General features: G+C 71.0%; 18 protein-coding genes. 7 read left to right on the top strand and 11 right to left on the bottom strand.

The window, feature by feature from the left end:
• Nucleotides 1-96 precede the first annotated feature (96 nt).
• From ACSMTC_RS11810 to ACSMTC_RS11800, 3 genes are all read left to right on the top strand, one after another.
• Complete coding sequence (locus ACSMTC_RS11810) at nucleotides 97-1,614, top strand: ArnT family glycosyltransferase (protein ID WP_436559624.1); 1,518 nt, start codon at nucleotides 97-99, stop codon at nucleotides 1,612-1,614.
• Nucleotides 1,615-1,871: 257 nt separating this feature from the next.
• The gene (locus ACSMTC_RS11805; RefSeq protein ID WP_436564657.1) at nucleotides 1,872-2,915 is read left to right on the top strand and encodes a CDP-alcohol phosphatidyltransferase family protein; all 1,044 of its coding nucleotides are present in this window, start codon (nucleotides 1,872-1,874) and stop codon (nucleotides 2,913-2,915) included.
• Nucleotides 2,916-2,921: 6 nt separating this feature from the next.
• Entirely contained in the window at nucleotides 2,922-7,328 is a 4,407-nt protein-coding gene (locus ACSMTC_RS11800) for a bifunctional glycosyltransferase/CDP-glycerol:glycerophosphate glycerophosphotransferase (RefSeq protein WP_436559623.1), read from the top strand.
• 61 nt (nucleotides 7,329-7,389) lie between these two features.
• Here the strand turns inward: ACSMTC_RS11800 and ACSMTC_RS11795 are convergent, their stop codons facing one another.
• The 10 genes from ACSMTC_RS11795 to ACSMTC_RS11750 all read right to left on the bottom strand — a co-directional run bounded on the left by ACSMTC_RS11795 (nucleotide 7,390) and on the right by ACSMTC_RS11750 (nucleotide 20,067).
• Nucleotides 7,390-8,982: a hypothetical protein gene (locus ACSMTC_RS11795; RefSeq protein ID WP_436559622.1), complete on the bottom strand. Its 1,593-nt coding sequence runs from the start codon at nucleotides 8,980-8,982 to the stop codon at nucleotides 7,390-7,392.
• Between the two features lie 224 nt (nucleotides 8,983-9,206).
• A complete protein-coding gene (locus ACSMTC_RS11790; RefSeq protein WP_436559621.1) occupies nucleotides 9,207-10,532 on the bottom strand; it encodes a phosphodiester glycosidase family protein in 1,326 nt (441 codons plus the stop codon).
• Nucleotides 10,533-10,553: 21 nt separating this feature from the next.
• Complete coding sequence (locus tag ACSMTC_RS11785; protein ID WP_436559620.1) at nucleotides 10,554-11,261, bottom strand: peptidase inhibitor family I36 protein; 708 nt, start codon at nucleotides 11,259-11,261, stop codon at nucleotides 10,554-10,556.
• Between the two features lie 13 nt (nucleotides 11,262-11,274).
• Nucleotides 11,275-12,051 (bottom strand): Ig-like domain-containing protein, encoded by a 777-nt coding sequence (locus ACSMTC_RS11780; RefSeq protein WP_436559619.1) that lies wholly within the window; start codon nucleotides 12,049-12,051, stop codon nucleotides 11,275-11,277.
• Nucleotides 12,052-12,094: 43 nt separating this feature from the next.
• Nucleotides 12,095-12,892 (bottom strand): rhamnogalacturonan acetylesterase, encoded by a 798-nt coding sequence (locus ACSMTC_RS11775; RefSeq protein WP_436559618.1) that lies wholly within the window; start codon nucleotides 12,890-12,892, stop codon nucleotides 12,095-12,097.
• 293 nt (nucleotides 12,893-13,185) lie between these two features.
• Nucleotides 13,186-15,318 (bottom strand): 3-hydroxyacyl-CoA dehydrogenase NAD-binding domain-containing protein, encoded by a 2,133-nt coding sequence (locus tag ACSMTC_RS11770; protein WP_436559617.1) that lies wholly within the window; start codon nucleotides 15,316-15,318, stop codon nucleotides 13,186-13,188.
• A gap of 2 nt (nucleotides 15,319-15,320) precedes the next feature.
• On the bottom strand, nucleotides 15,321-16,565 hold the full coding sequence (locus ACSMTC_RS11765) for a thiolase family protein (protein ID WP_436559616.1): 1,245 nt from the start codon (nucleotides 16,563-16,565) through the stop codon (nucleotides 15,321-15,323).
• 315 nt (nucleotides 16,566-16,880) lie between these two features.
• Nucleotides 16,881-18,134 (bottom strand): ribonuclease D, encoded by a 1,254-nt coding sequence (locus ACSMTC_RS11760; RefSeq protein ID WP_436559615.1) that lies wholly within the window; start codon nucleotides 18,132-18,134, stop codon nucleotides 16,881-16,883.
• A gap of 249 nt (nucleotides 18,135-18,383) precedes the next feature.
• Nucleotides 18,384-19,100 carry a helix-turn-helix transcriptional regulator gene (locus ACSMTC_RS11755; protein ID WP_344635188.1) on the bottom strand — a complete coding sequence of 239 codons (717 nt, stop codon included), beginning with the start codon at nucleotides 19,098-19,100 and terminating at the stop codon, nucleotides 18,384-18,386.
• 322 nt (nucleotides 19,101-19,422) lie between these two features.
• Complete coding sequence (locus ACSMTC_RS11750; protein ID WP_436559614.1) at nucleotides 19,423-20,067, bottom strand: DUF3000 domain-containing protein; 645 nt, start codon at nucleotides 20,065-20,067, stop codon at nucleotides 19,423-19,425.
• Between the two features lie 145 nt (nucleotides 20,068-20,212).
• Between ACSMTC_RS11750 and hemE the strand changes: the two genes are divergently transcribed.
• Nucleotides 20,213-21,313 carry a uroporphyrinogen decarboxylase gene (gene hemE / locus ACSMTC_RS11745; RefSeq protein WP_436559613.1) on the top strand — a complete coding sequence of 367 codons (1,101 nt, stop codon included), beginning with the start codon at nucleotides 20,213-20,215 and terminating at the stop codon, nucleotides 21,311-21,313.
• Nucleotides 21,314-21,369: 56 nt separating this feature from the next.
• On the opposite strand, the gene ACSMTC_RS11740 is transcribed toward hemE, so the two are convergent.
• Nucleotides 21,370-22,143 carry an SDR family oxidoreductase gene (locus ACSMTC_RS11740; protein ID WP_436559612.1) on the bottom strand — a complete coding sequence of 258 codons (774 nt, stop codon included), beginning with the start codon at nucleotides 22,141-22,143 and terminating at the stop codon, nucleotides 21,370-21,372.
• A gap of 149 nt (nucleotides 22,144-22,292) precedes the next feature.
• Between ACSMTC_RS11740 and ACSMTC_RS11735 the strand changes: the two genes are divergently transcribed.
• The 3 genes from ACSMTC_RS11735 to hemQ are packed head-to-tail and all read left to right on the top strand — an operon-like array spanning nucleotide 22,293 to nucleotide 25,028.
• Nucleotides 22,293-22,880 (top strand): Uma2 family endonuclease, encoded by a 588-nt coding sequence (locus ACSMTC_RS11735; RefSeq protein ID WP_436559611.1) that lies wholly within the window; start codon nucleotides 22,293-22,295, stop codon nucleotides 22,878-22,880.
• Nucleotides 22,881-22,914: 34 nt separating this feature from the next.
• Nucleotides 22,915-24,318: a protoporphyrinogen oxidase gene (gene hemG / locus ACSMTC_RS11730; protein ID WP_436559610.1), complete on the top strand. Its 1,404-nt coding sequence runs from the start codon at nucleotides 22,915-22,917 to the stop codon at nucleotides 24,316-24,318.
• Nucleotides 24,315-25,028, top strand: a complete 714-nt coding sequence (gene hemQ, locus ACSMTC_RS11725) for a hydrogen peroxide-dependent heme synthase (RefSeq protein ID WP_436559609.1) — start codon at nucleotides 24,315-24,317, stop codon at nucleotides 25,026-25,028. The genes hemG and hemQ overlap by 4 nt, the downstream gene beginning before the upstream one ends.
• Nucleotides 25,029-25,142: the final 114 nt, after the last annotated feature.

The raw sequence follows: 25,142 nt of genomic DNA, 5'->3' as shown, positions 1-25,142 counted from the left end.
ACGACTGTCAGACGATCTGACTCAAAGGCGGGACCGACACCACCCGGGTCGGTCCCGCCGGGTAGTTTGTCACCTGTGCTCGACTCCCCCACTCGTGTGGCATCGCCCGCCCGTCTGACCGGCCGCCCGAACCACCGGCGGCTGCTCGGGCACGTCCGCACGGGGTACTGGACCAGAGTCGTCCCGGTGCTGGCCCTGCTGGCGGTGGTCACCCACATCCCCTCCTTCATCCGGCCGGTCTGGAGCCCCGACGAGGGCTACCTGGCCACCCAGGCCCGGATGCTGGCGGGCGGCGGCGTCCTCTACGACACCGTGGTGGACCGCAAGCCCCCGCTGCTGCCCTGGCTGTACGAGGCCTGCTTCGCGGTCTTCGGCTCGCTCTCGCTCTGGCCGCTGCGGGTCCTGGCGATCGTGGCGCACCTGGGCACCGCGATCCTGCTGGCCTCGCTCGCCCGCGGCCGCTGGGGCAACCGCCCCGGCGCCTTCGCCGGCGCGCTCTACCTGCTGGTCTCCATCGGGCTCTCCCCGGAGGACACCCAGGCGGCGACCTTCGAGGTCTTCATGCTCCCGGCCATGGTGGCCGCCTTCCGGTACGCCGAACGGCGGCGCTGGCTGGCGGCCGGCATCGCGGTGGCGCTCTGCTCGCTCACCAAGCAGACCGGCGGAGCGGTGCTGCTGCCCGTGCTCTGGATGCTCTGGCAGGACGCCCGGCACCGCTCGGTGGCCTGGAAACCCGCGCTGGCCAAGGTCGGCTTCGGCTTCGCGCTGCCGATAGCGCTGGTCGCGGTGATCCTCACCAAGCCCAAGGGCTTCCTGTTCTGGGTGGTCACCGGCAGCGGGGACTACGCCTCGCTGGACGGCGCCTGGCTGCAGATGCTCGGCCGGGCCTTCGGCAACGCGGGCATCCTGCTGGCCGCCACGCTCGGCTTCCTGGCCCCGGTGGGCCGCCGGCTCTGGCTGAAGTACCGGGGCCGCCCGGCCCGGACGCCCGGCGGCGAGGAGCACGGTTCGACCGGCGACCTGTGGATCTGGCTGCTCTCCTCGGTGGTCGCGGTCTGCACCGGCTTCCACTTCTACGGCCACTACTACCTGCAGCTGATGCCGCCGCTGGTGCTGCTCGGGGTCGGCGCGGTGTCCACCGCGCGGATCCGCTGGCGGCCGGTGCTGGTGTACACGACGGTCGCGGCGACGGTGTTCTGGGGCCTGGCGCTGTTCTGGCCGGGCCAGAAGATGACCCACACCACCGAGGTCGCCACCACGATCGCCAAGCAGACCACGCCCACGGACACGGTCCTGGTCTGGGGCATGCACCCGGAGCTGTACTGGCTGTCCGACCGCAAGCCGGTGACCCGCTACCTGACGGCGGGTTTCCTGACCAACTACAGCGGCGGCAAGGACAACGCCCAGCACGTCGGCGAGCAGTACAGCGTCGCCGACGCCTGGCAGACCTTCGATCAGGAGCTGTCCAAGGGCCTGCCCGAGGTGGTCGTGGACGACTCGGGCCGCGCGCCCTACCAGCCGGTGCTGGTACCGCGGATCGAGAGTCTGCTGGACAGCAGGTACGAGGTGGTGGCCGTGAACGCGGACACCGTCATCTACCGGCTGAAGAAGTGACGAATCGCCCGTTTACGGGCGCTGACGTGTGACCTTTCCTTGGCAATGCCGTATTCAAGCGGACATCGCCGCCGGGTAATCTGTTCATGAGATCATGCTGAACTCATGGCGCCAGACCCAGCGACCCGCACCGCGATCCCACGGGGCCAGCACCAAGTTCTAGGAAGGGGCCGTGGCAAGCGGTGGCGTTGGCCGGTGACATGAACGACGACTCTTCGGAGGCGCGGGTGGCGGGGCGGGGCTCGCACCGCAGAACCATGACCCTCGGCGAGGTCAAGGACCGGACGCTCAAGAAGCGTGACGCCTGGTGGACCGTGGTCCTGGTGGACCCGGTGGCCACTCCGCTCGTCCGCTGGGTCGCCCGCCACACCAGGATCACCCCCAACCAGATCACCTGGGCCGCACTCTTCCTCGGCCTCGGCTCGGCCTGGCTGTTCGCCCTCGGCGACCGCACCTCCCTGCTGCTCGGCGCCGGCCTCTACCACCTCAGCTTCATCCTCGACTGCATGGACGGGAAGCTGGCCCGGCTCACCGGCAACGGCAGCATCTTCGGCGCCTGGCTCGACTACGTCTTCGACCGGATCCGGGTCGTCATCTGCGCGCTCTGCCTGATGGTGGGCCAGTTCCGTGCCAACCCGGACGAGATGTACTTCTGGCTGGCCATCCTGGTCATCTTCCTCGACATGATCCGCTACGTGAACGCGCTGCAGATCTACAAGATGCGCCAGGGCATGCGGAAGAAGCTGGAGACGGTCAGCGGCGGCAGCACCGACGGGGTCACCGGCAAGTCGCTGCTGTTCATGGAGGACCTGCTCCGCGACAACCCCGAACTCGACACCGCCCAGCCCGAGATAGTCCAGGCCCAGGTGCTCCTGGAGACCCAGGAAGCCGAGATCGTCGACCTGCACCAGGGCTTCCGGAAGAACTTCCCCTGGTACATGCGGGCCCGGAACTTCCTCAAGCGGCACCGCATCCGCACCCACCTGATCAGCGGTATCGAGTTCCAGATGGGCGTCTTCATCGTCGCCCCGCTGGTCGGCCGGATCGGTCTGGTCACCATGGTGGTCTCGGTGGGCCTGGCGGTCTTCGAGCTCGCCATCCTCTACAAGTTCTGGCTCTCCACCAAGGACTTCGAGCGGACCATGGCGGACATGGCCCTGCGCAAGCGCCGCCGGGACCTGGAGATCGCCGCGGGCCTGCGCCGGCCGGACCGGACCGAGCAGGAGCGGGACAGGCAGCCCGTCCGGTCGTTCCAGGCGGAACAGGACGTCCCGACCGTGTCCCTCCGTACCATCCGGTGAGCCATCTTGCACAGCAGAGCTGAGTACGTGACGTCCCCCGCCCCGGCCGTCTCGGTGGTGATCGCCGCCTACAACGCGGCGGGCACGGTCGGACGCGCGATCCAGTCGGCCCAGCTGCAGACCCTCGACGCGATCGAGATCCTGGTGGTCGACGACCACTCGGCGGACAACACCGTCGAACTGGTCCAGGGCTTCGCCCAGGCCGACCCGCGGATCCGGCTGATATCCCGCCAGGCCAACAGCGGCGGCGTCGGCGCGCCCCGCAACGACGGCGTCGCGGCGGCCGCCGGCGCCTACGTGATGTTCCTGGACGCCGACGACGAGCTGCCCAACAAGGCCTGCGAGGACCTGCTGGAGTCCGCGCTGCGCACCGGCGCCGACCTCACCGTCGGCCGCGCGGTGCGGGTCAACGTGGAGACCGGCGAGCCCAAGGTCTGGGCCGCGGACCTGCACGCCGACCCCGAGGAGCGGCACTTCTCCGGCATCAGGGACTACCCGGACCTGCTCACCGACCCGATCGCCGCCGCCAAGCTGTACCGCCGCGAGTACCTGCTGCGCTGCAACGTCCGCTTCCCCGAGGGCGTGTTCTACGAGGACACCCTCTTCTCCACGGTGGCGTACACCTGCGCCAACGGCATCGTCATCATCCCGAGGCCGGTCTACCGCTGGCTGTACGAGACCGGCTCCGAGACCCCTTCGATCACCCGGCGGCTCGGCGAGATCCGCAGCATCGCCGACCGCGTCTGGGTGCACCGCAAGGCGGACGAGTTCCTGCTCGCCCACGGCGCCTACGACCTGAAGATCCGCAAGGACCTGAAGTTCCTCTCGCACGACCTGAAGCTCTACATGGGCGTGCTGCGCAGCGGTGACGCCGAGTACCGGGACGCCTTCCAGCGGATCACCGCCGAGTACCTGGAGACCCTCAGTCCGGAGGCTTACGAGCGCTGCGGGGTGATCGAGCGGATCCGGGCCTACTGCCTGCGGTACGGGCTGCTGGACGCGGCGGTGGCCACCGCCGACTACATCCAGCGCCGCGCGGTGGTCTCCAGCGACGTGGTGGAGCGCGACGGCAAGGTCTACTGGAGCGCCGCCGGGCTGCATCTGCCGGACGCCGAGCACCACTTGGACGCCACCCTGCTCGGCCTGCACACCGCGGCGTTCGCCGACGCCAAGCTGTTCAACCAGGTGGCGTACTTCCAGGTGGACGGCCAGCGGATCGAGCTGGCGGGGGAGATCCTCAACCAGTTCGGCCGGATCGGCGCCAAGGACCAGCTGACCCTCAAGGGCGTGGTCCGCAAGGGCAAGGGCGTCGCCCACGAGTACCCGGTCGAGCTGGTCTCGGTCGACTCGCGGGTGATCCGCTACCGGGCCGTCGTCGACATCGACGAGGTCGGCCGGGCACTGAAGGCCGGCGGCCGGTGGAACTTCCTGATGCAGGTGCTGTGGGACGGCAAGCGCCACACCACCGCGCTGTGCATCCGCGGGCACGAGCTCGACGAGTACCGCTTCGAGGTCGGCAAGGCCCTGTTCGAGGCGTACGAGACGGTCAGCGGCAACCTCTGCATGCGCACCGCCGCCGAGCACCTGGAGCTGGTCGCGGCCCGCAAGCGCTCGACCGTGGACTGGCAGTGGTACACCCGGGAGCCGGGCGTCCCCGCGGTGCCCCAGGAGCCGGAGCGGTACACCGCGGCCGTCGTGGTGCCCTGCCACAACGCCGAGGCCACCCTGCTGGACTGCCTCTGGTCGATCGGCGTGCAGCGCGGGATCGAACGGACCCAGGTCATCCTGGTCGACGACGGCTCCACCGACGGCACGGCCGGGATCCTGGAGGCCTTCGCCGCGTACCGGTCCAACGTCACGGTGATCAGCCAGGCCCGCCAGGGCGCCGGCGCGGCCCGCAACGCCGGCCTCGGCAAGGTCAGCGCGCCCTGGGTGATGTTCGTGGACGCCGACGACGTCCTCGCCAGGAACGCCCTGCACACCCTGCTGATGGCCGCCCGCCAGGACGTCGCCGACGTGGTCATGGGCGACACGGCGCAGTTCCCGGTGCAGTCCACCACCCCGCCGCCGTGGCAGCGCTACTTCGGCAACGGCGACCGGGTGATCAGGAGCCTGACCGACACCCCCTTCCTGCTCTTCGCCGACGGCATCGGCGGCAAGCTCTTCAAGACCCTCAAACTGGCCGAGTACGGGCTGCGCTTCGGCGAGGGCCTGCACTTCGACGAGGCCTGGCTGGCCCTGCCCGCGCTGCTGCGGGCCCGCAAGATCAGCCTGGTGGACCAGACGGTCTACCTGGAGCGGGTGGAGGAGAAGCGCGGCTCCTTCCTGGACTCGCCGTGGAACCACCCGCAGCGCTCCCGCGACCTGCTCCAACTCCACCTGGGCCTGCTGGCGTTCACCGAGCAGGACGAGCCGAAGGTCCGCGAGACGGTCTTCCGGATGGTGGTCCGCAACTACCAGCCGTACCTGCGCAGCCTGCACCGGATCATGAGCCGGCCGGCCCTGGCCGAGCTCTTCCCGGCGGTCTGCGCCCAGTACGCGCCGATCCCCGACGAACTGATCCGGCAGTACGCGGTCCAGCCGCAGTCCCGGCTGCTGCACTACGCCGCCAAGACCGGCCTGCTGGACGTCTTCTGCGATCCGAGCGAACCGCCGGCGGACCGTCCGCAGCTCTACGCGGACGCCGACGGGCTCTACCGCCAACTCACCGGCTCCCAGGCCGAGTCCAGTCTGCTGCGGGTCGACAAGCAGAGCGCGAACCTGGAGGCGGCCGAGGTCCTCGACGGGGAGCTGCACTTCGAGGGCCTGCTCTCGATGACCGGCGTGGACCTCGCCGAACCCCTGCACAACCGCCTTGAGCTGGTGCTGCGTTCGGCCCGCGGCGAGGTCACGGCTCCGCTGGAGCAGGCGTACCGGCGCGACCGCTGGCACGTCCGCAAGGAGAAGGACCTGTACGCGGGCTTCCACGCCCGCCTGCGGGACAGCCACCTCGCCCAGGCGGGCCAGGGGCGGCAGGAGCTGTTCGTCCGGATCGACGACGGCGAGCACCGGGTGGACATCCCGGTCACCGCGCGGATGTCGCTGCACCGCTACAAGGGCGTCCACCGGATCGAGCGGCGCGGCTACGAACTGACCGTGGACGCGCACGGCACCGTCCGGCTGGACGTGCTCGCCCGGTCGGCCTTCGGCCGGATCCGCGGCGCCCTGCGGCGCGGTGCCCGCCAGCTCCGCCGGAGCCTGCCGGGCCGCACGGGCTGGCGCACCAGGCTCGGCTACTGGCTGACGTACCCGCTGCTGCACGGCCGCGACATCTGGCTCATCGGCGAGCGCCAGGACACCGCACAGGACAACGGCCTGCACTTCTTCCGCTGGATGCGGACGAACAGGAAGCGCCGCAACGCCTACTACGTGATCGAGCGGACCAGCCCGGACTGGGGCAAGGTCAAGAAGTACGGCAACGTGCTGGCACACGGCTCCACCCGGCACCGGCTCTACATGCTGCACGCCACCAAGCTGATCAGCCCGTACGACCTGGAGGCCTACCTCACCCCGCGCGGCACCCACAAGCGCGCCTACCTGGCCACCTACGGCGACCTGCTGCGCTACAAGCGGGTCTTCCTGCAGCACGGCGTCATCTACAACGACGTCTCGCAGTCCGCCCAGCGGCACGTGACCAGCGTGGACATGTTCGTCACCTCCGCCGCCGCCGAGAACCGCTACATCGCCGAGGAGTTCGGCTACGGCATGAGGCGGATGGCGCAGACCGGTCTGCCGCGCTTCGACGCCCTGGAACAGGTCCGCAAGGACCGGCGGATCCTGCTGATGCCCACCTGGCGCCGGGACATCGTGGCCCCCTCCTACAACCGGGCGGCCCAACCCAGGATCCCGTTCGCCTCCTCGGAGTACTACCGCTTCTTCTCCGAGTTCATCAAGCACCCGCGCCTGCTCGCGGCACTCGAACACTTCGGTGTGACGCTGGAGTTCTTCCCGCACTACGAGATCCGGCCCTACCTGCACCACTTCGGCACCAGCCACCCCCTGGTCGAGGTGGCCGACCCGGCGACCCGGGACGTCCAGGACGCCCTCAAGGAGTGCTCGCTGATGGTCACCGACTACTCGTCGGTGTTCTTCGACGTGGTCTACATGGGGACGCCGCTGATCTACGTCCCGTTCGACTTCGAGGAGTTCTACAGCAAGCACTACCGCCTCGGGTACCTGAACATCCTCACCGACGGATTCGGCCCCGCCTGCCGCACGGTCGAGCACGCGGTCGACGAGGTGATCGCCTCGATGGCGGGCGGCTTCGTGATGCGGAGCCCCTACCGCGAGCGGGTGGAGGCCTTCTTCGGGCCCCGCGACACCCGCAACAGCGAACGCGTCTTCAACGCCGTCGAGGCACTCGACCGCGGGTAGGCGGTCAGGGGCGCGGGGAGCCGGCGCACCGTCGCGGCGGGCTCCCCCGCGCCCCGTCGGTTCAGCCGAGGGTGACCGTCCCCGCGGCGGCCGAGAAGAGCGAGCCCCCTCGGCTCATCGAGATCAGCACCTCGTACTCGCCGGCGGCCGCGTTCTTCAGGTCGATCCCCTTGTAGCCCGAGGTCGCGAAGTACCCGAACTCGTAGTTGCCGAAGTCCCCGCGCCGCACATGCCCCCGCACCGCGCCCGGCTTCCGCGAGATCCCGAGCCGGTACGAGTACGTCGCCCGGGCGTTCCGCAGCACCAGGTAGTACGAGGAGTGCGCGCGCTCGGCGGCCTCCAGGCCGTGGACGAAGAAGACCCCCTCCACGTGGAAGACCCGCTCCTTCTGCCAGGAGTTCTCCACCGAGAAGGCGGTCTCCGAGGAGAGGTGGCCCACGATCGGCCGGCGCAGCAGCCGTACGCCCTGCTCGTCCCCGACCAGGCAGACCTCCACCCCGCCCACCGGGCGCCGCAGGTCGAACGGCCGCTGGGCGACCAGCGGGGTGCGCCGGTCGATCCCCTCCGCCGGACTGGTGATCCGGATCGACAGCTCGTACGAGCCGCCGGGTATCCCGGTCATCGGTATCCCGGCCTTCTGCTCGGGCTCGAACCCGGCGTCGGGGTAGTCGCAGGCGTAGCGGTCGTAGTAGCGGCTGTAGGTGTACTTGGCCTCGGCCGACGCGAGCGGGAGCTCGATCACCCGGCTGCCGCTCTCCAGGACCAGCTGCTTCACGCTCTGGGTCGGCCCGTAGCCCGCGTCGCCGGGGATGAAGGCGTGTCCGCTGAGCTGCAGGTGGTTGCCGCGGATGTCCTGCTTGTGCAGCACCGCCAGCAGCGCCTCGGAGCGCCGCAGTTCACCGAGGAAGTGGCGGCGGCCGCCCTCGTCGACGGACTGGTCGCCGTTCTCCAGGAAGCCGATCCGCGGCTGGGCCCCGTCGGTGAGGGCGGCCAGCACACCGCAGATGATCGGCAGGTTGTAGCCGGACACCTCGCCGTGCTGGCGGACCATCGGGGAATCGGTCCGGATCAGATTGAAATTGGCGCAGTTCCAGAACAGGTTGAGGTGGGGGCTGATCTCGATCGGATACTGCTCGTCCGCCTCGGAGGTGAACAGATAGACGTTGTGCCCCTGCGCGCCGTACGCCTTCAGCAGTTCGGTGATCGCGCCGTTGAGGGCGTCGATATGCTGCTGCGGCATATCGTCGCCCATCATGTAGCGGCCGGTTACCGGACGGTCCCGGACGTAGTCGCCGACCAGGAACTGCGGAACGACGGTGAGGATGTTCCGGAAACCGTGTTTCAGCCCGTAGTAGAGGGCCGCGCTGCCGCCCTTGGAGACGCCCAGCAGGCTGGCCTGGTCACGGGTCAGACCGAGTCCGGCCAGCGTCCGCTCGATGAGGTTCAGCACCGAGAACTCGATGTCGAACGACATGTTCCGGCACATGTAGTAGCTGTAGTGCTCGTCGAAGTGGTCGCGGATCCAGAGGATGTTGGCGCGCAGATCGTTCAGTGAGCGGCCGGCGAAGTGGTAGCCGTTCGGGGCGTTGAAACCGGAGAAGACGACGATCAGATGCCGGGCGTCGCCGTCGGCGGGGCGGAACTTGTACTCCACCGGAACCGGACCTGAGGTGTCTGTCCCGGTGACTACCGCGCGCCGGTCGACGGTCGCCAGATTCGGCACGGGTGTGGGAAGTGCTGAGGTCATGGAATTCGCCGGCCTGCCCCTGGTAGATGTCCGCCTCCCCCGGGGAAGCCCGAGAAGTCTAACCAGCGCCCGCTCTCAGGGTCGAGCCTGGAATCCGCATACCAACTGCGGCGGTTGACACCCCGATCGGGTCACGCGGGGACCCCGTAACCGCCGGGACCGACGTAGACCGAGTCGGCGACCGGGCGTTCGACACCGTCCGAGGGCTTGTTCACCAGAGTGCCGTTCACCACCAGGGTGGTCGAGCCGCCGCCGTCGATGTTCAGCGCGTCCGTCGCGTCCAGAGCCGCCAGCAGGGCGCCGAGCTGCTTGTAGTCCATCCCGGGGTGCTGGTCGTCGGCGTCCACGGTGGCGATCAGGACCTTGCCCGTACCGTCCACCCCGGCCACCGTCCTGGCGTGCTGGTCGCCGCCGGAGCCGGTGTAGGCGTTCCTGCCGTCCTGGCGCATGATCAGTCGGCCCGAGACGGCGAACAGCGAGCGGCTGAGCGGGATCTCGTCGCCGAAGCGGACGTCGGTCACCTTCTCGTCGAGCCTGAGCACCGTACCCACCCGGGCGTGCTCGGTCAGCCACTCGGCGCCCTTGCCGATGCCCTGGAACACCTCGCCCCCGTCCGGGACCGTGGTGCCGCCGCGCCCCTGACGGACGGAGCGCACCACGCCGCCCCGGTCCACCACCACCTCCACGCCCGGCTCGGCGGCGGCCGGCACCTCCGAGCCCGGCAGCGGATCCGGGGTGGGAATGCCGTACTCCGGGGTGAACAGCACGATCTCGTCGTCGTTGGCGAAGACCTGGCTGCCGGGCTCGCTCTCCAGGTCCCCCTGGAAGCCGACCGCCCGGCCGTCGCTCCTGCGGTCGACCGACATCTCCCAGGGGATCCGGCCGGGGTGCCGGTTGATGCCGTGCACCTCGGTGGTCGCCCCGGGCGCGGCCAGCGTGATGTCGGTCCTCACCGTGGTGATGTACGGGCGGCCGTGCTGCAGCAGCAGCACCCCGCCCCCGCTGGCCTCGCTCAGCAGCCTCCCGCCCTGGATCGAGATCCCCTCCGGGTCGCCCTCGGGCAGGTCGTACTGCTTCAGCAGGTCGGAGTCGAAGAAGCTGCCGTTCACCCCGGCGATCGCGGGCGGGTCCAGAGCGGGCCGGGTGAGCTGCTTGCTCACCGGCTCGGCGCTGCCGGCGGACTCGCCCACCGTGGTGCGCAGGGTGAGCGGTGCCGCGTCCGGGTCGATCCGCAGCACGTTGACGGCCAGCCAGCTGTGGTCACCGCCAGGGTAGACGGTCCGGGTGATCCCCGGGGCCACGGCGATGACGGCGGACGGCCGGCCCAGCAGATCCTCGATCCCCGCCGCCGAGGCCGGCGGCGGCAGTGCCCCGGCCAGCGCCACCGCGGCACCGGCCACGGCGAGCCGGCGCAGCCCGGCGCCCCTGCGCAGCCCGGTAGGAGAGTGCGTACTCATCGGATCCCAATCTGCCGCGGGTCAGCAGGCGGCCGGGTCTTCGACCAGCCGGTGCGAGCCCACCGCCTGGGCGTACGGGCCGGTGAGGGTGAGACTGCTGCCGGGCGGGACGACGAAGGCGGCGTACGGCTTCCCGTCCACCGTCCACCGGCCGGTGTAGCCCGCACTGCGGTAGAGACAGGCGGTGAGGACCGTGCGGTTCCAGACCGAGGCCGCGTGCCCGGGCCAGTCCGCCCCGTACCCGGAGACGGTGCCGGCCCAGGACTTCACCGCGCCGCGCCCGCTGACGTCCTGGAACAGGCAGAGCGAGCGCTCGGGGCAGCGCTCGTAGCCGTTGAAGCAACCGCCCTGGGACTTGGCGGGTTTGACCGAGCCGAAGCCGCCGGGGGACCCGGCGAAGCCGTCCCAGTCCTCCCCGGCCCCGGGCGCGAAGGTCTTCACCGCCCCGCCGTAGGCCGCCTTCTCGTACAGGCAGGCCCAGTACTTGCCGCGGTTGAGCACGGAGCGGACGGCGCGCCCGCCGGACCCGCTCCGCTCCTCACCGGCCTGGAGCGGGCCGCCGGAGAGCACCGGTCCGCGGGAGTCCTTGCCGCCGTAGAGGCAGAAGGAGCCGTCCGCGCACTCGGCCGCCTTGGAGCCGCCGGAGTACCGGACACCGAGATAGGCACAGAGGACCGCCAGTGCGACCGCGACGGCGGCCACGGCGATCCGGCCGCGTTGGGTGGTCACGTACGGGTGCTTCCTACCTCGCCATGGTCCCGGGCTGCGCCATGGCCCCGGGCCAGAGCTGTCCGGTCGGGGCCGCGAGCACTCCGGGCATCTCGTACGGCTGCCCCACCACGACGGTGATCTCGCCGCGGGCGATCCCGCGCGAGCCGTTCTCCACGGTGTAGAAGAGCCGGTCGTAGCCGACGAAGCCCTGGTCGGGGTAGTAGGTGACGGTGCCGTCGGGACCGATGCCGACCATGCCGCGCCTCGGCGGGGAGACGCCGACCAGCCGGGCGTCCGGGCCCAGCTCATGAGCGAGACCGGGCAGCATCCCGTTCGTCCCGGGCGCGACCACCAGCAGCTTCGGCGGGGCGTAGGCCGACACGACCCGGTACCCGCGCTGCACGATCGGAGGGCAGCCGCTCAGCTTCTGGCCCTCTGCCGCGATCACCCCGGCGGAGACGGTGGGCATCAGCACGCCGTCGCCGGGCACGGCGTCGTTGACCCGGACCGAGAAGGTCAGCGTACGCGGGCTGTTCGCCGGGGTGTAGGTGCCGTACTTCTTCGCCTTCTCCATGTGCCCGAACCCGCGGTGTGCCGTCACCGAGGCGACCCCGGTGAGCTGCTCCTCCATCAGGTAGGCGTAGTAGCGGTAGCCGTTGCCGACCGGGTTGATCGTCAGGGTGAGGTCCAGCTGCTGGCCGGGGAGCAGCGGAACGGCCGGATCGGCCGCCGAGGTCAGGTCGACCGTCATCGACAGCTCCGGGCGGGACTGATGGGCCGCCTGGACGCGGGCTATCAGATGCTCCATCAGCGGGACTCTCCTCGGATCGGAGCCGGGGCGGGGCGGGCGCTCACCGGGTGGGCCCGGTCGGTGCGGTACGGCCGTGCGCCAGGGCCTCGTACGTGGCGTCGTCGAGCCACCCCAGCAGCTCCGGCGGGAACTGGGGCTGCTCCAGGTTGACCACCCACTGCGGCGGCACGATGCCCTGCTCGGCCAGCGACCTGGCGACGAAGCGCGAGCACTCGACAGCGCCCACCGGGCGCAGCCGGGCGTCGTCCGCGATGCCCTCGGGGTAGTTCTGGTGCTCGCCCGGGGCCAGGTGGAGGAAGATCTGCTTGGCGCCCTCGGCACCCAGCTGGTTCCACCAGTCCAGGCTCTGGGCGTGCAGGTCGACCAGCGGGGTGCAGGTCTGGGCCGCCAGCTCGCGCACGGCCATCGCGTACTCACCCAGCGACCAGCGCAGGTTCCCGTGCCGGTCGAAGGTCCGCCGCTCGTAGCAGGTCACCAGCACGGGGTGGGCCAGCCGGTCCCGCGCCCCCTCGACGTACAGGCGCAGGTAGTCCTGGTACGAGCCGAAGGGCTTGGTGTGCAGCTCGGCGTCGGTCTTCTTGTCCGCGAGCGCGAAGGAGACCAACAGGTAGTCACCGGGCATCAGTTGGTCGAGGATCCACTGCAGCCGGCCGTGGTCGCTGAAGCTCCTGGAACTGGCGTCGGGGTGGGCGCAGTTCACCACCTCGATCTCGGGATGCAGGAACAGCCGCATGGTCTGGCCCCAGCCGGTCACCGGAATGCGGCCGGCCGGGTGGTCCGCCACACCGGAGTCACCCGCCAGAAAAACCCTGGGGCGGCGGGGCGCTCCGTACTGCATACCGAATTCCTCTGCGGGTTGGTCGAGACTGGGCAAACGGACGGTCAACCCTAACCGAATGCCGACTGACCGTCCATGAGTTCGGTTCCGGCCCCGGGGACGCCACCGGGCCGGGACCGCAACTGCGGCCCCGGCCCTGGGTTTTCCTCACTCGCCTCCGGGCGCTCTCGACCCGGCGCTCGTCGCTTTCGGCACCGGCGCGCCCTTCGGCTCGCGAGGGGGTGTTCCTCACCAGCCTCCGGGCGCGCCCGGCCTCGATTGCCCTTCGGCTCGCGCCAGGGTGCCCGTCCGGCTCAGGCGGTCGGCACGGAGGCCACGCCCGGCGCCAGGAAGCGCTTGCCGTTGACGCGCTCCGAGACGCCCTCACGGTCCAGGTACGGGGTGATCCCGCCCAGGTGGAAGGGCCAGCCGGCGCCGGTGATCATGCACAGGTCGATGTCCTGCGCCTCGCCGACGACGCCCTCGTCCAACATCAGGCCGATCTCCTCGGCGACCGCGTTCAGCGCCCGCTCGCGGACCTGCTCCTCGGTCAGCACACTGTCGCCGAAGGAGAGCAGCGCCAGCACCTCGGGGTCGAGGACCTGCTGGCCGTCCACCCAGGTGTAGAAGCCGCGCTTGCCGGCCTTGACCACCTTGCCGAGGTTCTCCGAGACGGTGAACCGCTCCGGGAAGGCGCCGTGCAGGGTCTCCGAGACGTGCAGCGCGATGGCCGGGCCGACCAGCTCGAGGAGCACGATCGGGGACATCGGCAGGCCGAGCGGCAGAACGGCCTTCTCCACCTGCTCGATCGGGGTGCCCTCGTCGATGATGTTCTGGATCTCGCCCATGAAGCGGGTCAGGATCCGGTTCACCACGAACGCCGGGGCGTCCTTGACCAGGACGGCGGTCTTCTTCAGCTTCTTGGCGACCGCGAAGGCGGTGGCCAGCGAGGCGTCGTCGGTCTTCTCCGCGCGGACGATCTCCAGCAGCGGCAGGATCGCGACCGGGTTGAAGAAGTGGAAGCCGACCACGCGCTCCGGGTACTGGAGCTTGGAGGCCATCTCGGTGACCGACAGCGAGGAGGTGTTGGTGGCCAGGATCGTGGTCGGCGAGACCACGGCCTCCAGCTCGGCGAAGACGTTCTGCTTGACGCCCATCTCCTCGAACACGGCCTCGATCACGAAGTCCGCGTCGCCGAAGGCAACGGCCTTGTCCAGGTGGCCGGAGACCAGGCCCTTGAGCTTGTTGGCCTTGTCCTTGCCGATCCGACCCTTGTCCAGCAGCTTGTCGATCTCGCCGTGGACGTAGCCGACGCCCTTGTCGATGCGCTCCTGGTCGATGTCGGTGAGAACCACCGGCACCTCCAGACGGCGGGCGAACAGCAGCGCCAGCTGCGAGGCCATCAGGCCCGCGCCCACGACGCCGACCTTGGTGACCGGGCGGGCCAGCGACTTGTCCGGGGCACCGAAGGGCTTCTTGGCCCGGCGCTGCACCAGGTTGAACGCGTAGATGCCGCTGCGCAGCTCGCCGCTCATGATGAGGTCGGCCAGCGCCACGTCCTCGGCGTCGAAGCCCGCCTGCAGGTCCTGGTCCTTGACCTGCTGGATGATGTCCAGCGCCTTGTACGCGGCCGGGGCGGCGCCGTGCACCTTGGCGTCGGCGACCATCCGGCCCCAGGCGACGGCGTCGTCCCAGGCCTTGCCGCGGTCGATCTCCTCGCGCTCGACGACGGTCTCGCCCTTGAGCACCTTGGCCGCCCAGAGCAGCGACTGCTCCAGGAAGTCGGCCGGCTCGAAGATCGCGTCGGCGATGCCCAGCTCGAAGACGTCCTTGCCCTTGAGCTGCTTGTTCTGGGCCATCGAGTTCTCGACGATGACCTTGACGGCCTTGGCCGGACCGATCAGGTTCGGCAGGATGGTGCAGCCGCCCCAGCCCGGGACCAGGCCCAGGAAGACCTCGGGGAGCGAGAACGCCGGGACGCCCGAGCTGATGGTGCGGTAGGTGCAGTGCAGACCGACCTCGACACCGCCGCCCATCGCCGCGCCGTTGTAGAAGGCGAAGCTCGGGACGGGCAGCGCGGCGATCCGCTTGAAGACCTCGTGGCCGCCCTTGCCGATGGCCAGCGCGTCCTCTCGCTCCTTGAGGATCTCGACGCCCTTGAGGTCGGCGCCGACCGCGAAGATGAACGGCTTGCCGGTGACGGCGACCGCGACGATCTTCTGCTCGGCGGCCTCGGCCTCGACCTGGTCCAGCGCGGCGGACAGCTTCAGCAGCGAGCCCGGGCCGAAGGTGGTCGGCTTGGTGTGGTCGAAGCCGTTGTCCAGGGTGATCAGAGCCAGCTTGCCGGCCTGCAGCGGCAGGTCGAGGTGGCGGACGTGCGCGGTGGTGACGACCTCGGCGGGGAACAGCTCGGCGCCGCGGGTCAGCAGCTCAGTGGTGCTCGTCATCGTCACTTACCACCCTCGAACTCGGCAGAGTCGGTCGCGCCGCTCCAGTGGGGGTTCTCCCAGATGACCGTTCCGCCCATGCCGAAGCCGATGCACATGGAGGTCAGACCGTAGCGGACGTCCGGGCGCTGCTCGAAGCGCCGGGCCAGCTGGGTCATCAGACGGACGCCGGAGGAGGCCAGCGGGTGGCCGAAGGCGATCGCGCCACCGTACGGGTTGACGCGCTCGTCGTCGTCGGCGATGCCGAAGTGGTCGAGCATGGCCAGCACCTGGACGGCGAAGGCCTCGTTGATCTCGAACGCGCCGATGTCCTCGATCGTCAGGCCGGCCTTGGCCAGGGCCTTCTCGGTCGCCGGAACCGGGCCGATGCCCATGACCTCGGGCTCGACACCCGCGAAGGCGTAGGAGACCAGGCGCATCTTGACCGGAAGGCCGAGCTCCTCGGCGACGTCCTCGGCGGCCAGCAGCGAGGCGGTGGCACCGTCGTTCAGACCGGCCGCGTTGCCCGCGGTGATGTTGCCGTGCGGGCGGAACGGGGTCTTGAGGCCCGCCAGCGACTCCATCGTGGTGCCCGGGCGCATCGGCTCGTCGACCGTCGACAGGCCCCAACCGGTCTCGCCGACCTCGGGGTTGGTGTTGCGGACCGCGATCGGCACCAGGTCGGGCTGGATGTCGCCGTTGGCGTACGCCTTGGCGGCCTTCTCCTGGGAGCGCACGGCGTAGGCGTCGCAGCGCTCCTTGGTGATGTGCGGGAAGCGGTCGTGCAGGTTCTCCGCCGTCATGCCCATGAACAGGGCGGACTCGTCGACCAGCTTCTCGGAGACGAAGCGCGGGTTCGGGTCGACGCCCTCGCCCATCGGGTGGCGGCCCATGTGCTCGACGCCACCGGCGACGACGATGTCGTACGCGCCGAAGGCGATACCGCCCGCGGTGGTGGTGACGGCGGTCATCGCGCCGGCGCACATCCGGTCGATGGCGTAGCCGGGAACCGACTTCGGCAGGCCGGCGAGCAGCCCGGCGGTGCGGCCGATGGTCAGGCCCTGGTCGCCGATCTGCGTGGTCGCGGCGATGGCGACCTCGTCGATGCGCTCGACGGGCAGGTTCGGGTTGCGGCGCACGAGCTCACGGATGCACTTGACGACCAGGTCGTCGGCACGGGTCTCGTGGTAGATGCCCTTCGGGCCGGCCTTGCCGAACGGGGTGCGGACGCCGTCGACGAAGACGACGTCCCGTGAGGTACGAGGCACGGGGGCTCTCCTCCCAGGGGACATGACGTTTAGCGCAGTCGACGTCACAGATGGAGCGGCGCTGCTTCACGGCCATGCTACCCGCCGGTAACTACCTTGCCCAGGGGCAGCGCCCGGATCACCCCATGTGTCCCGCACCACGTCGTCACCGGCAAGCGGACAGCCGGACGGTCGAACACGGCCGGGGAGGCCGTCAGGGCGACCGGGTGCGCCACAGGGGCGCGGGGGCCGCGTGAAGCAGAGCACCGCCGCTTTCTGCTTCGCGCGGCTCCCCGCGCCCCTGTTCGTACACCGGCTGCCCGAGGGCCCGGACTCTCAGCCGCCCTTGACCACCCCGTTGGCGGCCTTGACGAACGCCGCCGAGATCACCGGAGCCACCTGGTCGACCTGCCACTGGCGGGCGCCCAGCGCCCGCAGCGCCGCCCCGACCGCCTCCACCGTGAGCAGGGTGGGCGGCTCCCAGGAGACCCGCCGCACCAGGTCCGGAGTGATCAGGTTCTCGGCCGGAAGCCGCCTGGTCTCGGCCAGTTCGGTGATCGCCGCCCGAGCGCCGGAGAGCCGCGCCGCGGCCACCGGGTCCTTCTCCGCCCAGGCCCGCGGCGGCGGCGGCCCGTCGTGCGGCGCCGCCGCCGGCGGCAGCTCGGCCTCCGGGATCTCCCGGGCCCGGGCCAGTGCGGCCAGCCACTGCTCCAGCTGCCGCCGGTTCACCCGGGGACCGAACCCCTGCACCGCCTGCAGCGCCGGAACGCTCTGCGGCATCGCCAGCGCGGCGTTGACGATCGCCGCGTCCGGCAGCACCCGCCCGGGCGAGACGTCCCGCTCCCGCGCGATCCGGTCCCGGGTCTGCCAGAGCTCCCGGACGGCGGCCAGCTGGCGTCGGCGGCGCACCTTGTGCAGCTGGGAGGTGCGGCGCCACGGGTCGACCCGGGGGGCCGGCCTCGGCGCGTCGGCGATGGCAGCGAACTCCTCCAGGGCCCAGTCGAGCTTGCCCTGGGCGTCCAGCTCCTGTTCGAGTGCGTCCCGCAGCTCGACCAGCACCTCGACGTCCAGAGCGGCGTACCGCAGCCAGGGCTCCGGCAGCGGACGGGTGGACCAGTCCACCGCCGAGTGCTCCTTGGCCAGCGAGAGGCCGAGCACGCTCTCGGTCATCGGGCCGAGCCCGACCCGGGGGAAGCCGGCGATCCGGCCGGCCAGCTCGGTGTCGAACAGGCGGCGCGGCCGCATGCCGACCTCGGCCAGACACGGCAGGTCCTGGGTGGCGGCGTGCACCACCCACTCGGTGTCGGCCAGCGCGGTGCCGAGCGCGCTCAGGTCAGGGCAGGCGATCGGGTCGATCAGCGCGGTACCGGCGCCGGCGCGCCGCAGCTGGATCAGGTACGCCCGCTGTCCGTAGCGGTAGCCGGAGGCCCGCTCGGCGTCGACGGCGACCGGGCCGCTGCCCGCGCCGAAGGCGGCGATCGTCTCGGCGAGCACCCTCTCGTCCACCACTACGGGTGGGAGTCCCTCCCTGGGTTCAAGGAGCGGGACCGGGGCTGTCTCTTCTGGGATGGCTGCTACGGCGTCGGTCACCCCCCAAGAGTACGACGGCGCCTGCGACCGGGAGGGTTGTCGGACTGGTCAGACGGTATTCGGACATATGCCTGCCCAGCCGACACGCTCAACGACGCGCCCAAGTTCCCCCGGATGGCCCCCCGCCCGGACGGACCTGACCCGGGGGCCTGGGAAAACCGGCAGCCCGGAGGAAACGTTCCTCCGGGCTGCCACTCGATCGGTCTGCTGCTGTCGGCCGCTGGACGGGCACGCGGATACCGGCGGGGCTCAGTGGATGATGCCGGTCCGCAGGGCGACCGCGACCATCCCCGCCCGGTCGCCGGTGCCCAGCTTGCGGGCGATCCGGGCCAGGTGGCTCTTCACCGTCAGCGCGGACAGGCCCATCGCGACGCCGATCGCCTTGTTGGACTGGCCCTCGGCGACCAGCCGCAGCACCTCCACCTCCCGGCCGGACAGCTCGCGGTAGGCGGCGGGCTGCACCCCGGGAGCGCCGGGGGCGCCGGGCGCACCCGGGGCACCGACCGCACCGGGCATGCCCGGCATCCCGGGCCGCCGCATCCGGCCGCCCAGCCCGGCGGCACCGAGCGGCAGTCCGGGACGACCGGGCATGGCGATGTTGGTCCGGGTGCCGGTGACCACGTAGCCCTTGACGCCGCCCGCGAGCGCGCTGCGGACCGCGCCGATGTCGTCGGCGGCGGAGAGCGCCAGGCCGTTGGGCCAGCCCGCCGCGCGGGTCTCGGCCAGGATGGTCAGTCCGGAGCCGTCGGGGAGGTGGACGTCGGCGACGCAGATGTCGCGCGGGGTGGCGACCCGGGGGCGGGCCTCGGCGATCGAGGAGACCTCGATGACATCGCGGACGCCGAGCGCCCACAGGTGCCGGGTGACGGTGTTTCGGACGCGGGGATCGGCGATGACCACCATCGCGGTGGGCTTGGTCGGACGGTATGCGACCACGTTTGCGGGGTGCTCAAGAAGGACCGACACCAGGGGCCTCCTGCGGGGAGTGGCGGACGGAACCCCGAGGGGGCGGTCGGAGTGTTCCGCGCTTGGAAAGGGTCACAGACACCTTCGGCATCAACCGTGCCCGGCTTTAGCGAAAGATCACGATCTAGTGAGTAACAATACGGACAAATCGCGCAGGTGACTGATGCGACATGCCCCGAAATCGCACGGAATCGATCAGAATCGACGCTCACCGATCAGGACCGGGCAGCGAATTGACGCAGACCGGGGTCGAAGCCACGCCCCGTCAGTCCTGCGGGTGGCATTGCCCCGTACCGGCCCCGAACGGGCCGCGCGTCGCCCCTCAGTGGGACCGCGGGCGCCGCCTCGCGGGCATCGGGACCACCCCGCCGAGTGACTGGGTGTCCGGCAGCGGTGCCACCGCGCTCGGCGGCAGACCGGCGCAGGCGCAGAGCAGATCGCCCCAGGCCGCCAGGTGCCGCTCGAACCGGCCGTCCGCCGGGGTCCAGGACGCCCGGATCTCGATCTCGGTGGACGGCTCCCGGTCGGAGAGCGCACCGAAGTAGTGCGAGGAGGCGTGGGTCACCGTGCCGCCCGGCTCCGCGTACCCGGCGCCGTGCGCCTGCAGCGAGTCCAGCAGCCAGGACCAGCCCACCTCGGAGAGCATCGGGTCGTCGGCGATCTCGGGCTCCAGCTCCGCCCGGGTCATGGTGACCACCCGGAAGTCGCCGTGCCAGGCCTCCTGGCCGGCCGGGTCGTGCAGCAGCACCAGGCGGCCGTCCGCCAGCTCCTCGCCCTCCACCTCGACGGTGGCGGTGAGCGCGTACGAGTACGGGGCCAGCCGCCGGGGCGCCGGGGTGGGCGAGAGCCGTACCTCGGGCCGCAGCCGCGCCGTGCCGAGTGCCTCGACCGCTGCGCGGAACTCGATCGGCGCCGACTCCTTGCCCGTTCCACCACCTTGTGCGGGGTGCCCGCCGACCGCTGCCATGAGCGGAAGCCTAGGTCGGTCGGCGCCGCAATCCGAGCATATTTCGCACCTGCGGCGCGCCGGATCCGGTCCATTCGAAGATCTTGGAGGAACGCACGACTCGCCGCCGGGGGCACAGTCCGGGGCACATGCGAAGATTTGCACCGTGAGTGAGACTTCCGCGGCGACCCCGCCAGCCCAGACCGGTCAGCAGACCCCCGCGCGCCGGGGCGCGGCGTACGACTCCGCACTCCTGCGTGCCGCGCGCCGTGAGCCGGTGCCGCACACGCCCGTGTGGTTCATGCGCCAGGCCGGCCGCTCGCTGCCGGAGTACCTCAAGGTACGCGAGGGCATCCCGATGCTGGAGTCCTGCACCCGGCCCGAGCTGGTGAAGGAGATCACCCTCCAGCCGGTGCGGCGGCACAAGGTGGACGCGGCGATCTTCTTCAGTGACATCGTGGTGCCGCTGAAGGCCATCGGTGTGGACGTCGACATCGTGCCCAAGATCGGCCCGGTGATCGCCGACCCGATCCGCACCTTCGACGACCTGCAGCGGCTGCGCCCGCTGGAGCCGGACGACATGCCGTACATCACCGAGGCCGTCGGCATGCTGGTGGAGGAGCTCGGTTCCACCCCGCTGATCGGCTTCGCCGGTGCCCCCTTCACCCTGGCCAGCTACCTGGTCGAGGGCGGGCCGTCGAAGAGCCACGAGCAGACCAAGGCCATGATGTACGGCCAGCCCGAGCTGTGGGCCGCGCTGGTCGACCGGCTGGCCGACATCACCTCCGCCTTCCTGAAGATCCAGATCGAGGCGGGCGCCTCGGCGATCCAGCTCTTCGACTCCTGGGTCGGGGCGCTCGCACCGGACGACTACCGCCGCTCGGTGATGCCCGCCAGCACCAAGGTCTTCGAGGCCGTCGCCCCGTACGGCGTGCCGCGGATCCACTTCGGCGTGGGCACCGGTGAACTGCTGCACCTGATGGGGCAGGCCGGTGCGGACGTGGTCGGGGTGGACTGGCGGGTACCGCTGAACGTCGCCGCCGAGCGGGTCGGCCCGGGCAAGGCCCTCCAGGGCAACCTCGACCCGGCCGTCCTCTTCGCACCCACCCGCGTGGTCGAGACCAAGGCCCGTGAGGTGCTGCACGCCGCCCAGGCCCTCGGCGGCAGCGGCCACATCTTCAACCTCGGCCACGGCGTCATGCCGAACATGGACCCGGACGCCCTCACCAGGCTGGTCGAGTTCGTCCACGAGACCAGCGCGCGGTAGCTCCTCTCCGTGCGGTCGGGCAGGCGCGCACCGAGCGCCTGCCCGACCCGCTCGTCCTAGCGGGCGACCCGGTCGGTCAGGTACTGCTCCCAGGTGCGCCGGCCGACCGCGCGGTCCGGCGCGGTGTGCGCGCCGGAGCGGAAGGCCGCGCCGGTCCTTCCCGGGATGCGCACCGCCAGCACCGGGCGGCGCCTGCCCGCCGCCCGCAGCCAGCTCCGGGCCAGCCCGGCCACCGGGTACACCCGGGGTCCGGCCAGGTCCGGCACCCGGCCCGCCGGTGCGCCGAGCGCCAACTCGACCAGCCGGTCGGCCACTTCACCCTGGTCCATCGGCTGGCATACGGTCCCCGACGGCACCGGGACCACCGGGAGCCTGGACAGCACCCCGAACGCCGCGTTGAGCAGCTCGGGGAACTGGGTGGCCCGCAGATTGGTCCAGCCGAGCCCGGACGCCGCCAGCATCCGCTCGCCCCGCAGCTTGACCGCGTAGTAGGGGTAGGGGATCCGGTCGACGCCGACGATCGAGATGTTGACGACGTGTGCGACCCCGGCGCGCTCCGCCGCCGCGATCAGGTTCTCCATCGCGGGGACGTCCTGCTTGAAGTGCCGGGCGTCGCTCGCGCAGTGGACGACCGTACGGACACCGTCGAGTGCCGCGTCCAGTCCGGTGCCGGCCGCCAGGTCGCCGGTGAACCAGGTGACCTCGGAATCCTCGGGCGGTGCCGTCCGCCGGGTCAGCGCCCGTACCGGCACCCCGGTCCCGCGCAGTCGCCGCACCACCTCGCGCCCCAGCACCCCGGTCGCCCCGGTCACCAGCACCGTGTTCTCCATCGCTCTGTCTCCCCGCGTCGTACGGCTTCTACCGGAAGGGGACGGGGCAGGGCGGTCGGATGTGACAGTTCCGCCCGGACGGTTTCTCCACCGGTGGTCCCGAGGTGATTCCGTGGCAGCGGACCGGCGCCGGCGGATAGCTTGGAGCCATGAGCGAGCTGCCCGACTGGATGTATCCGCCCCGTGAGGAGGGCTGGTTCGCCGAGGACCTGGATCGGCTGACCGAAGCTCCTCAGCACACCGAACTGATCGACGGGGCGCTCGTGTTCAGGATGTCCTCGCAGCGTTGGTGGCACGGTGAGGTGGTCACGGAGCTGGCCGTTGCTCTCAAAGCTCAGACCCCCGAAGGCATGAGAGTCGGCCGGGAGATGACCATCCGCCTCGACAAGCGGAATCGCCCGGAGCCCGACCTGGTGGTGACCACGGGCCCGTTCGAGCCTGACCGGACCTGGTTCGGTCCACACGAGGTGGTTCTGGTAGTCGAGGTGGCGTCGCCGGAGTCCGCCCACCGGGATCGGACCGTGAAGCTGCGGAAGTACGCCGAGGCGGGTGTCCCGCACTACTGGCTCATCGGAGAGGAGAAGGGCCTTCCCGTCGCTCACGTCCACGAGCTCGAAAGGTCGACTTCGGCCTATGCACCGGCCGGGATCTTCCGGGGGACGCTCGATCGGCCCGTGCCGTTTCCAGTGAAGATCGATCTCGACCGGCTCGACAAGCCGCTGTGCCGCACCGGTTGAGGGCCCCGGTGTAAAGCTCTGCGAGACTGCGAGCATGGTTGAACCTCATGTCGTGGTGATCGGCGGCGGGATCGCCGGGCTGACGGCCGCCTACGCGGCGAGCGCCAAGGCCCAGGTCACGCTGCTGGAGGCGTCCGGGCGGCTCGGCGGGAAGCTGCGGGCCGGTGAGGTCGGCGGAGTACGGGTCGACCTCGGCGCCGAGTCGATGCTCGCCCGGCGCCCCGAAGCGGTGGAACTGGCCCGGCAGGTCGGCCTCACCGAGGCGCTGGAGCCGCCGACCACGGCGAAGGCCGCGATCTGGACCAGGGGGGCGCTGCGGCCGCTGCCCGCCGGCCAGGTGATGGGCGTCCCCGGCGACCTGGACGCGCTGGCCGTCTCCGGGGTGCTCTCCGAGCCGGGCCTGGACCGGGTCAGGCACGAGCCGGCCACGGCCCCGGTCGAGTCGGACGTCTCGATCGGCGAGTACGTCGCGGCCCGGCTCGGCCGCGAGGTGGTGGACCGGCTGGTGGAGCCGCTGCTCGGCGGGGTCTACGCCGGGCACGCCGACGAGATCTCGCTGCGCGCCGCCGTCCCCGCGCTGCTGCCCATCGCCCGCGGCGGCGGTTCGCTGCTCGACGGGGTACATGAGCTGACCGCGCGGTCCACCGCCACCGGACCGGTGTTCCAGGGGATCGAGGGCGGTATCGGCAGGCTCCCCGAAGCGGTCGCCGACGCCTGCCGCAAGGCCGGCGCCGACCTGCGTCGTGACAGCCCGGTGGACGAGCTGCGCCGCACCCCCGAGGGCTGGCGGGTCGTCACCGGCGGCGAGGTGCTGCACGCCGACGCGGTGGTGCTGGCCGTCCCCGCGCCGCAGGCCGCCCGGCTGCTGCGCGCTGACGTCCCGGGCGCGGCGGCCGAACTGGAGGCCGTCGAGTACGCGGGCATGGCCCTGGTCACGCTGGCCTTCCGCCGCGCCGACCTGACCGGGTCGCTGACCGGCAGCGGCTTCCTGGTGCCGCCGGCCGACGGCCGGTCGATCAAGGCTTCCACCTTCTCCACCAACAAGTGGGGCTGGCTGGACCGCTCCGCACCGGACACCTTCGTACTGCGCACCTCACTGGGCCGCCACCGCGAGGAGGAGGCGCTCGACCTGCCGGACGAGGAGCTCGTCGCCCGCTCGCTGGCCGACCTCGGCGAGGCGGTCGGCCTGCGCGCACGGCCGTACGACAGTGCGGTGACCCGCTGGCGAGGCGGTCTGCCGCAGTACCCGGTGGGGCACCTGGACCGGGTGGAGCGGATCCGCGCGCAGGTGGCCCGGGTCGGCGGCCTCGCGGTCTGCGGCGCCGCCTACGGCGGGGTGGGGATCCCCGCCTGCATCGCCGACGCACGTCGGGCGGTCGACCAGGTACTGACCCCCGCGACCGGCACACACGTTACGGAAGGGACAATGGGCGCATGACTGAGTCCGCTGAACAGCAGCCCGCGAAGATGAAGGCCCGCGACCTCAACAAGGTCATCCGCTACACCATGTGGTCGGTGTTCAAGCTCAAGAGCGAGCTGCCCGAGGACCGCGCCGCGCTGGCGGCCGAGGTCGAGGAGCTCTTCGAGCAGCTGGCCGCGAAGGACGTCACGGTGCGCGGCACCTACGACGTGTCCGGCCTGCGCGCCGACGCCGACGTGATGATCTGGTGGCACTCCGGTGACTCGGACAACCTGCAGGAGGCGTACAACCGCTTCCGTCGCACGGGCTTCGGCCGGGCCCTGGAGCCGGTCTGGTCCAACATGGCGCTGCACCGTCCGGCCGAGTTCAACAAGTCGCACATCCCGGCGTTCCTCGCCGACGAGCAGGCCCGCGAGTACGTCTGCGTCTACCCGTTCGTGCGTTCCTATGAGTGGTACCTGCTGCCCGACGAGGAGCGGCGGGCGATGCTGGCCGAGCACGGCCAGATGGCCCGTGGCTACCCCGACGTGCGGGCCAACACGGTCGCCTCGTTCGCGCTCGGCGACTACGAGTGGCTGCTCGCCTTCGAGGCGGACGAGCTGCACCGGATCGTGGACCTGATGCGCGACCTGCGGCCGTCCCGGGCCCGGCTGCACGTCCGCGAGGAGGTCCCGTTCTTCACCGGCCGCCGCAAGCCGGTCGCCGAGCTGCTCGGCGGCCTGGTCTGAGCGGTTCGTCCGGGGCGCGGGGCCCTGCCTGAGCGATCATGTGATCGCGGTGTGCCGGTCGTGCACACCGTCGCCCAGGCAGGGCCCCGCGCCTTGCGGCAGCCGCCGGTGGCG

Source organism: Kitasatospora sp. HPM-01-4, assembly GCF_051374625.1.
In the GTDB taxonomy this organism is placed as follows: Bacteria; Actinomycetota; Actinomycetes; order Streptomycetales; family Streptomycetaceae; genus Kitasatospora.
Note: the sequence above shows the minus strand (reverse complement) of the source record. Positions and strands in the feature narration are given on the sequence as shown.

Coding starts and splice junctions, on each gene's coding strand:
- ACSMTC_RS11740 (WP_436559612.1), bottom strand. CDS start 22,143: ATGGAGAACACGGTGCTGGTGACCGGGGCGACCGGGGTGCTGGGGCGC.
- hemG (WP_436559610.1), top strand. CDS start 22,915: ATGGTTGAACCTCATGTCGTGGTGATCGGCGGCGGGATCGCCGGGCTG.
- hemQ (WP_436559609.1), top strand. CDS start 24,315: ATGACTGAGTCCGCTGAACAGCAGCCCGCGAAGATGAAGGCCCGCGAC.
- ACSMTC_RS11805 (WP_436564657.1), top strand. CDS start 1,872: ATGACCCTCGGCGAGGTCAAGGACCGGACGCTCAAGAAGCGTGACGCC.
- ACSMTC_RS11770 (WP_436559617.1), bottom strand. CDS start 15,318: ATGACGAGCACCACTGAGCTGCTGACCCGCGGCGCCGAGCTGTTCCCC.
- ACSMTC_RS11775 (WP_436559618.1), bottom strand. CDS start 12,892: ATGCAGTACGGAGCGCCCCGCCGCCCCAGGGTTTTTCTGGCGGGTGAC.
- ACSMTC_RS11750 (WP_436559614.1), bottom strand. CDS start 20,067: ATGGCAGCGGTCGGCGGGCACCCCGCACAAGGTGGTGGAACGGGCAAG.
- ACSMTC_RS11790 (WP_436559621.1), bottom strand. CDS start 10,532: ATGAGTACGCACTCTCCTACCGGGCTGCGCAGGGGCGCCGGGCTGCGC.
- ACSMTC_RS11780 (WP_436559619.1), bottom strand. CDS start 12,051: ATGGAGCATCTGATAGCCCGCGTCCAGGCGGCCCATCAGTCCCGCCCG.
- ACSMTC_RS11735 (WP_436559611.1), top strand. CDS start 22,293: ATGAGCGAGCTGCCCGACTGGATGTATCCGCCCCGTGAGGAGGGCTGG.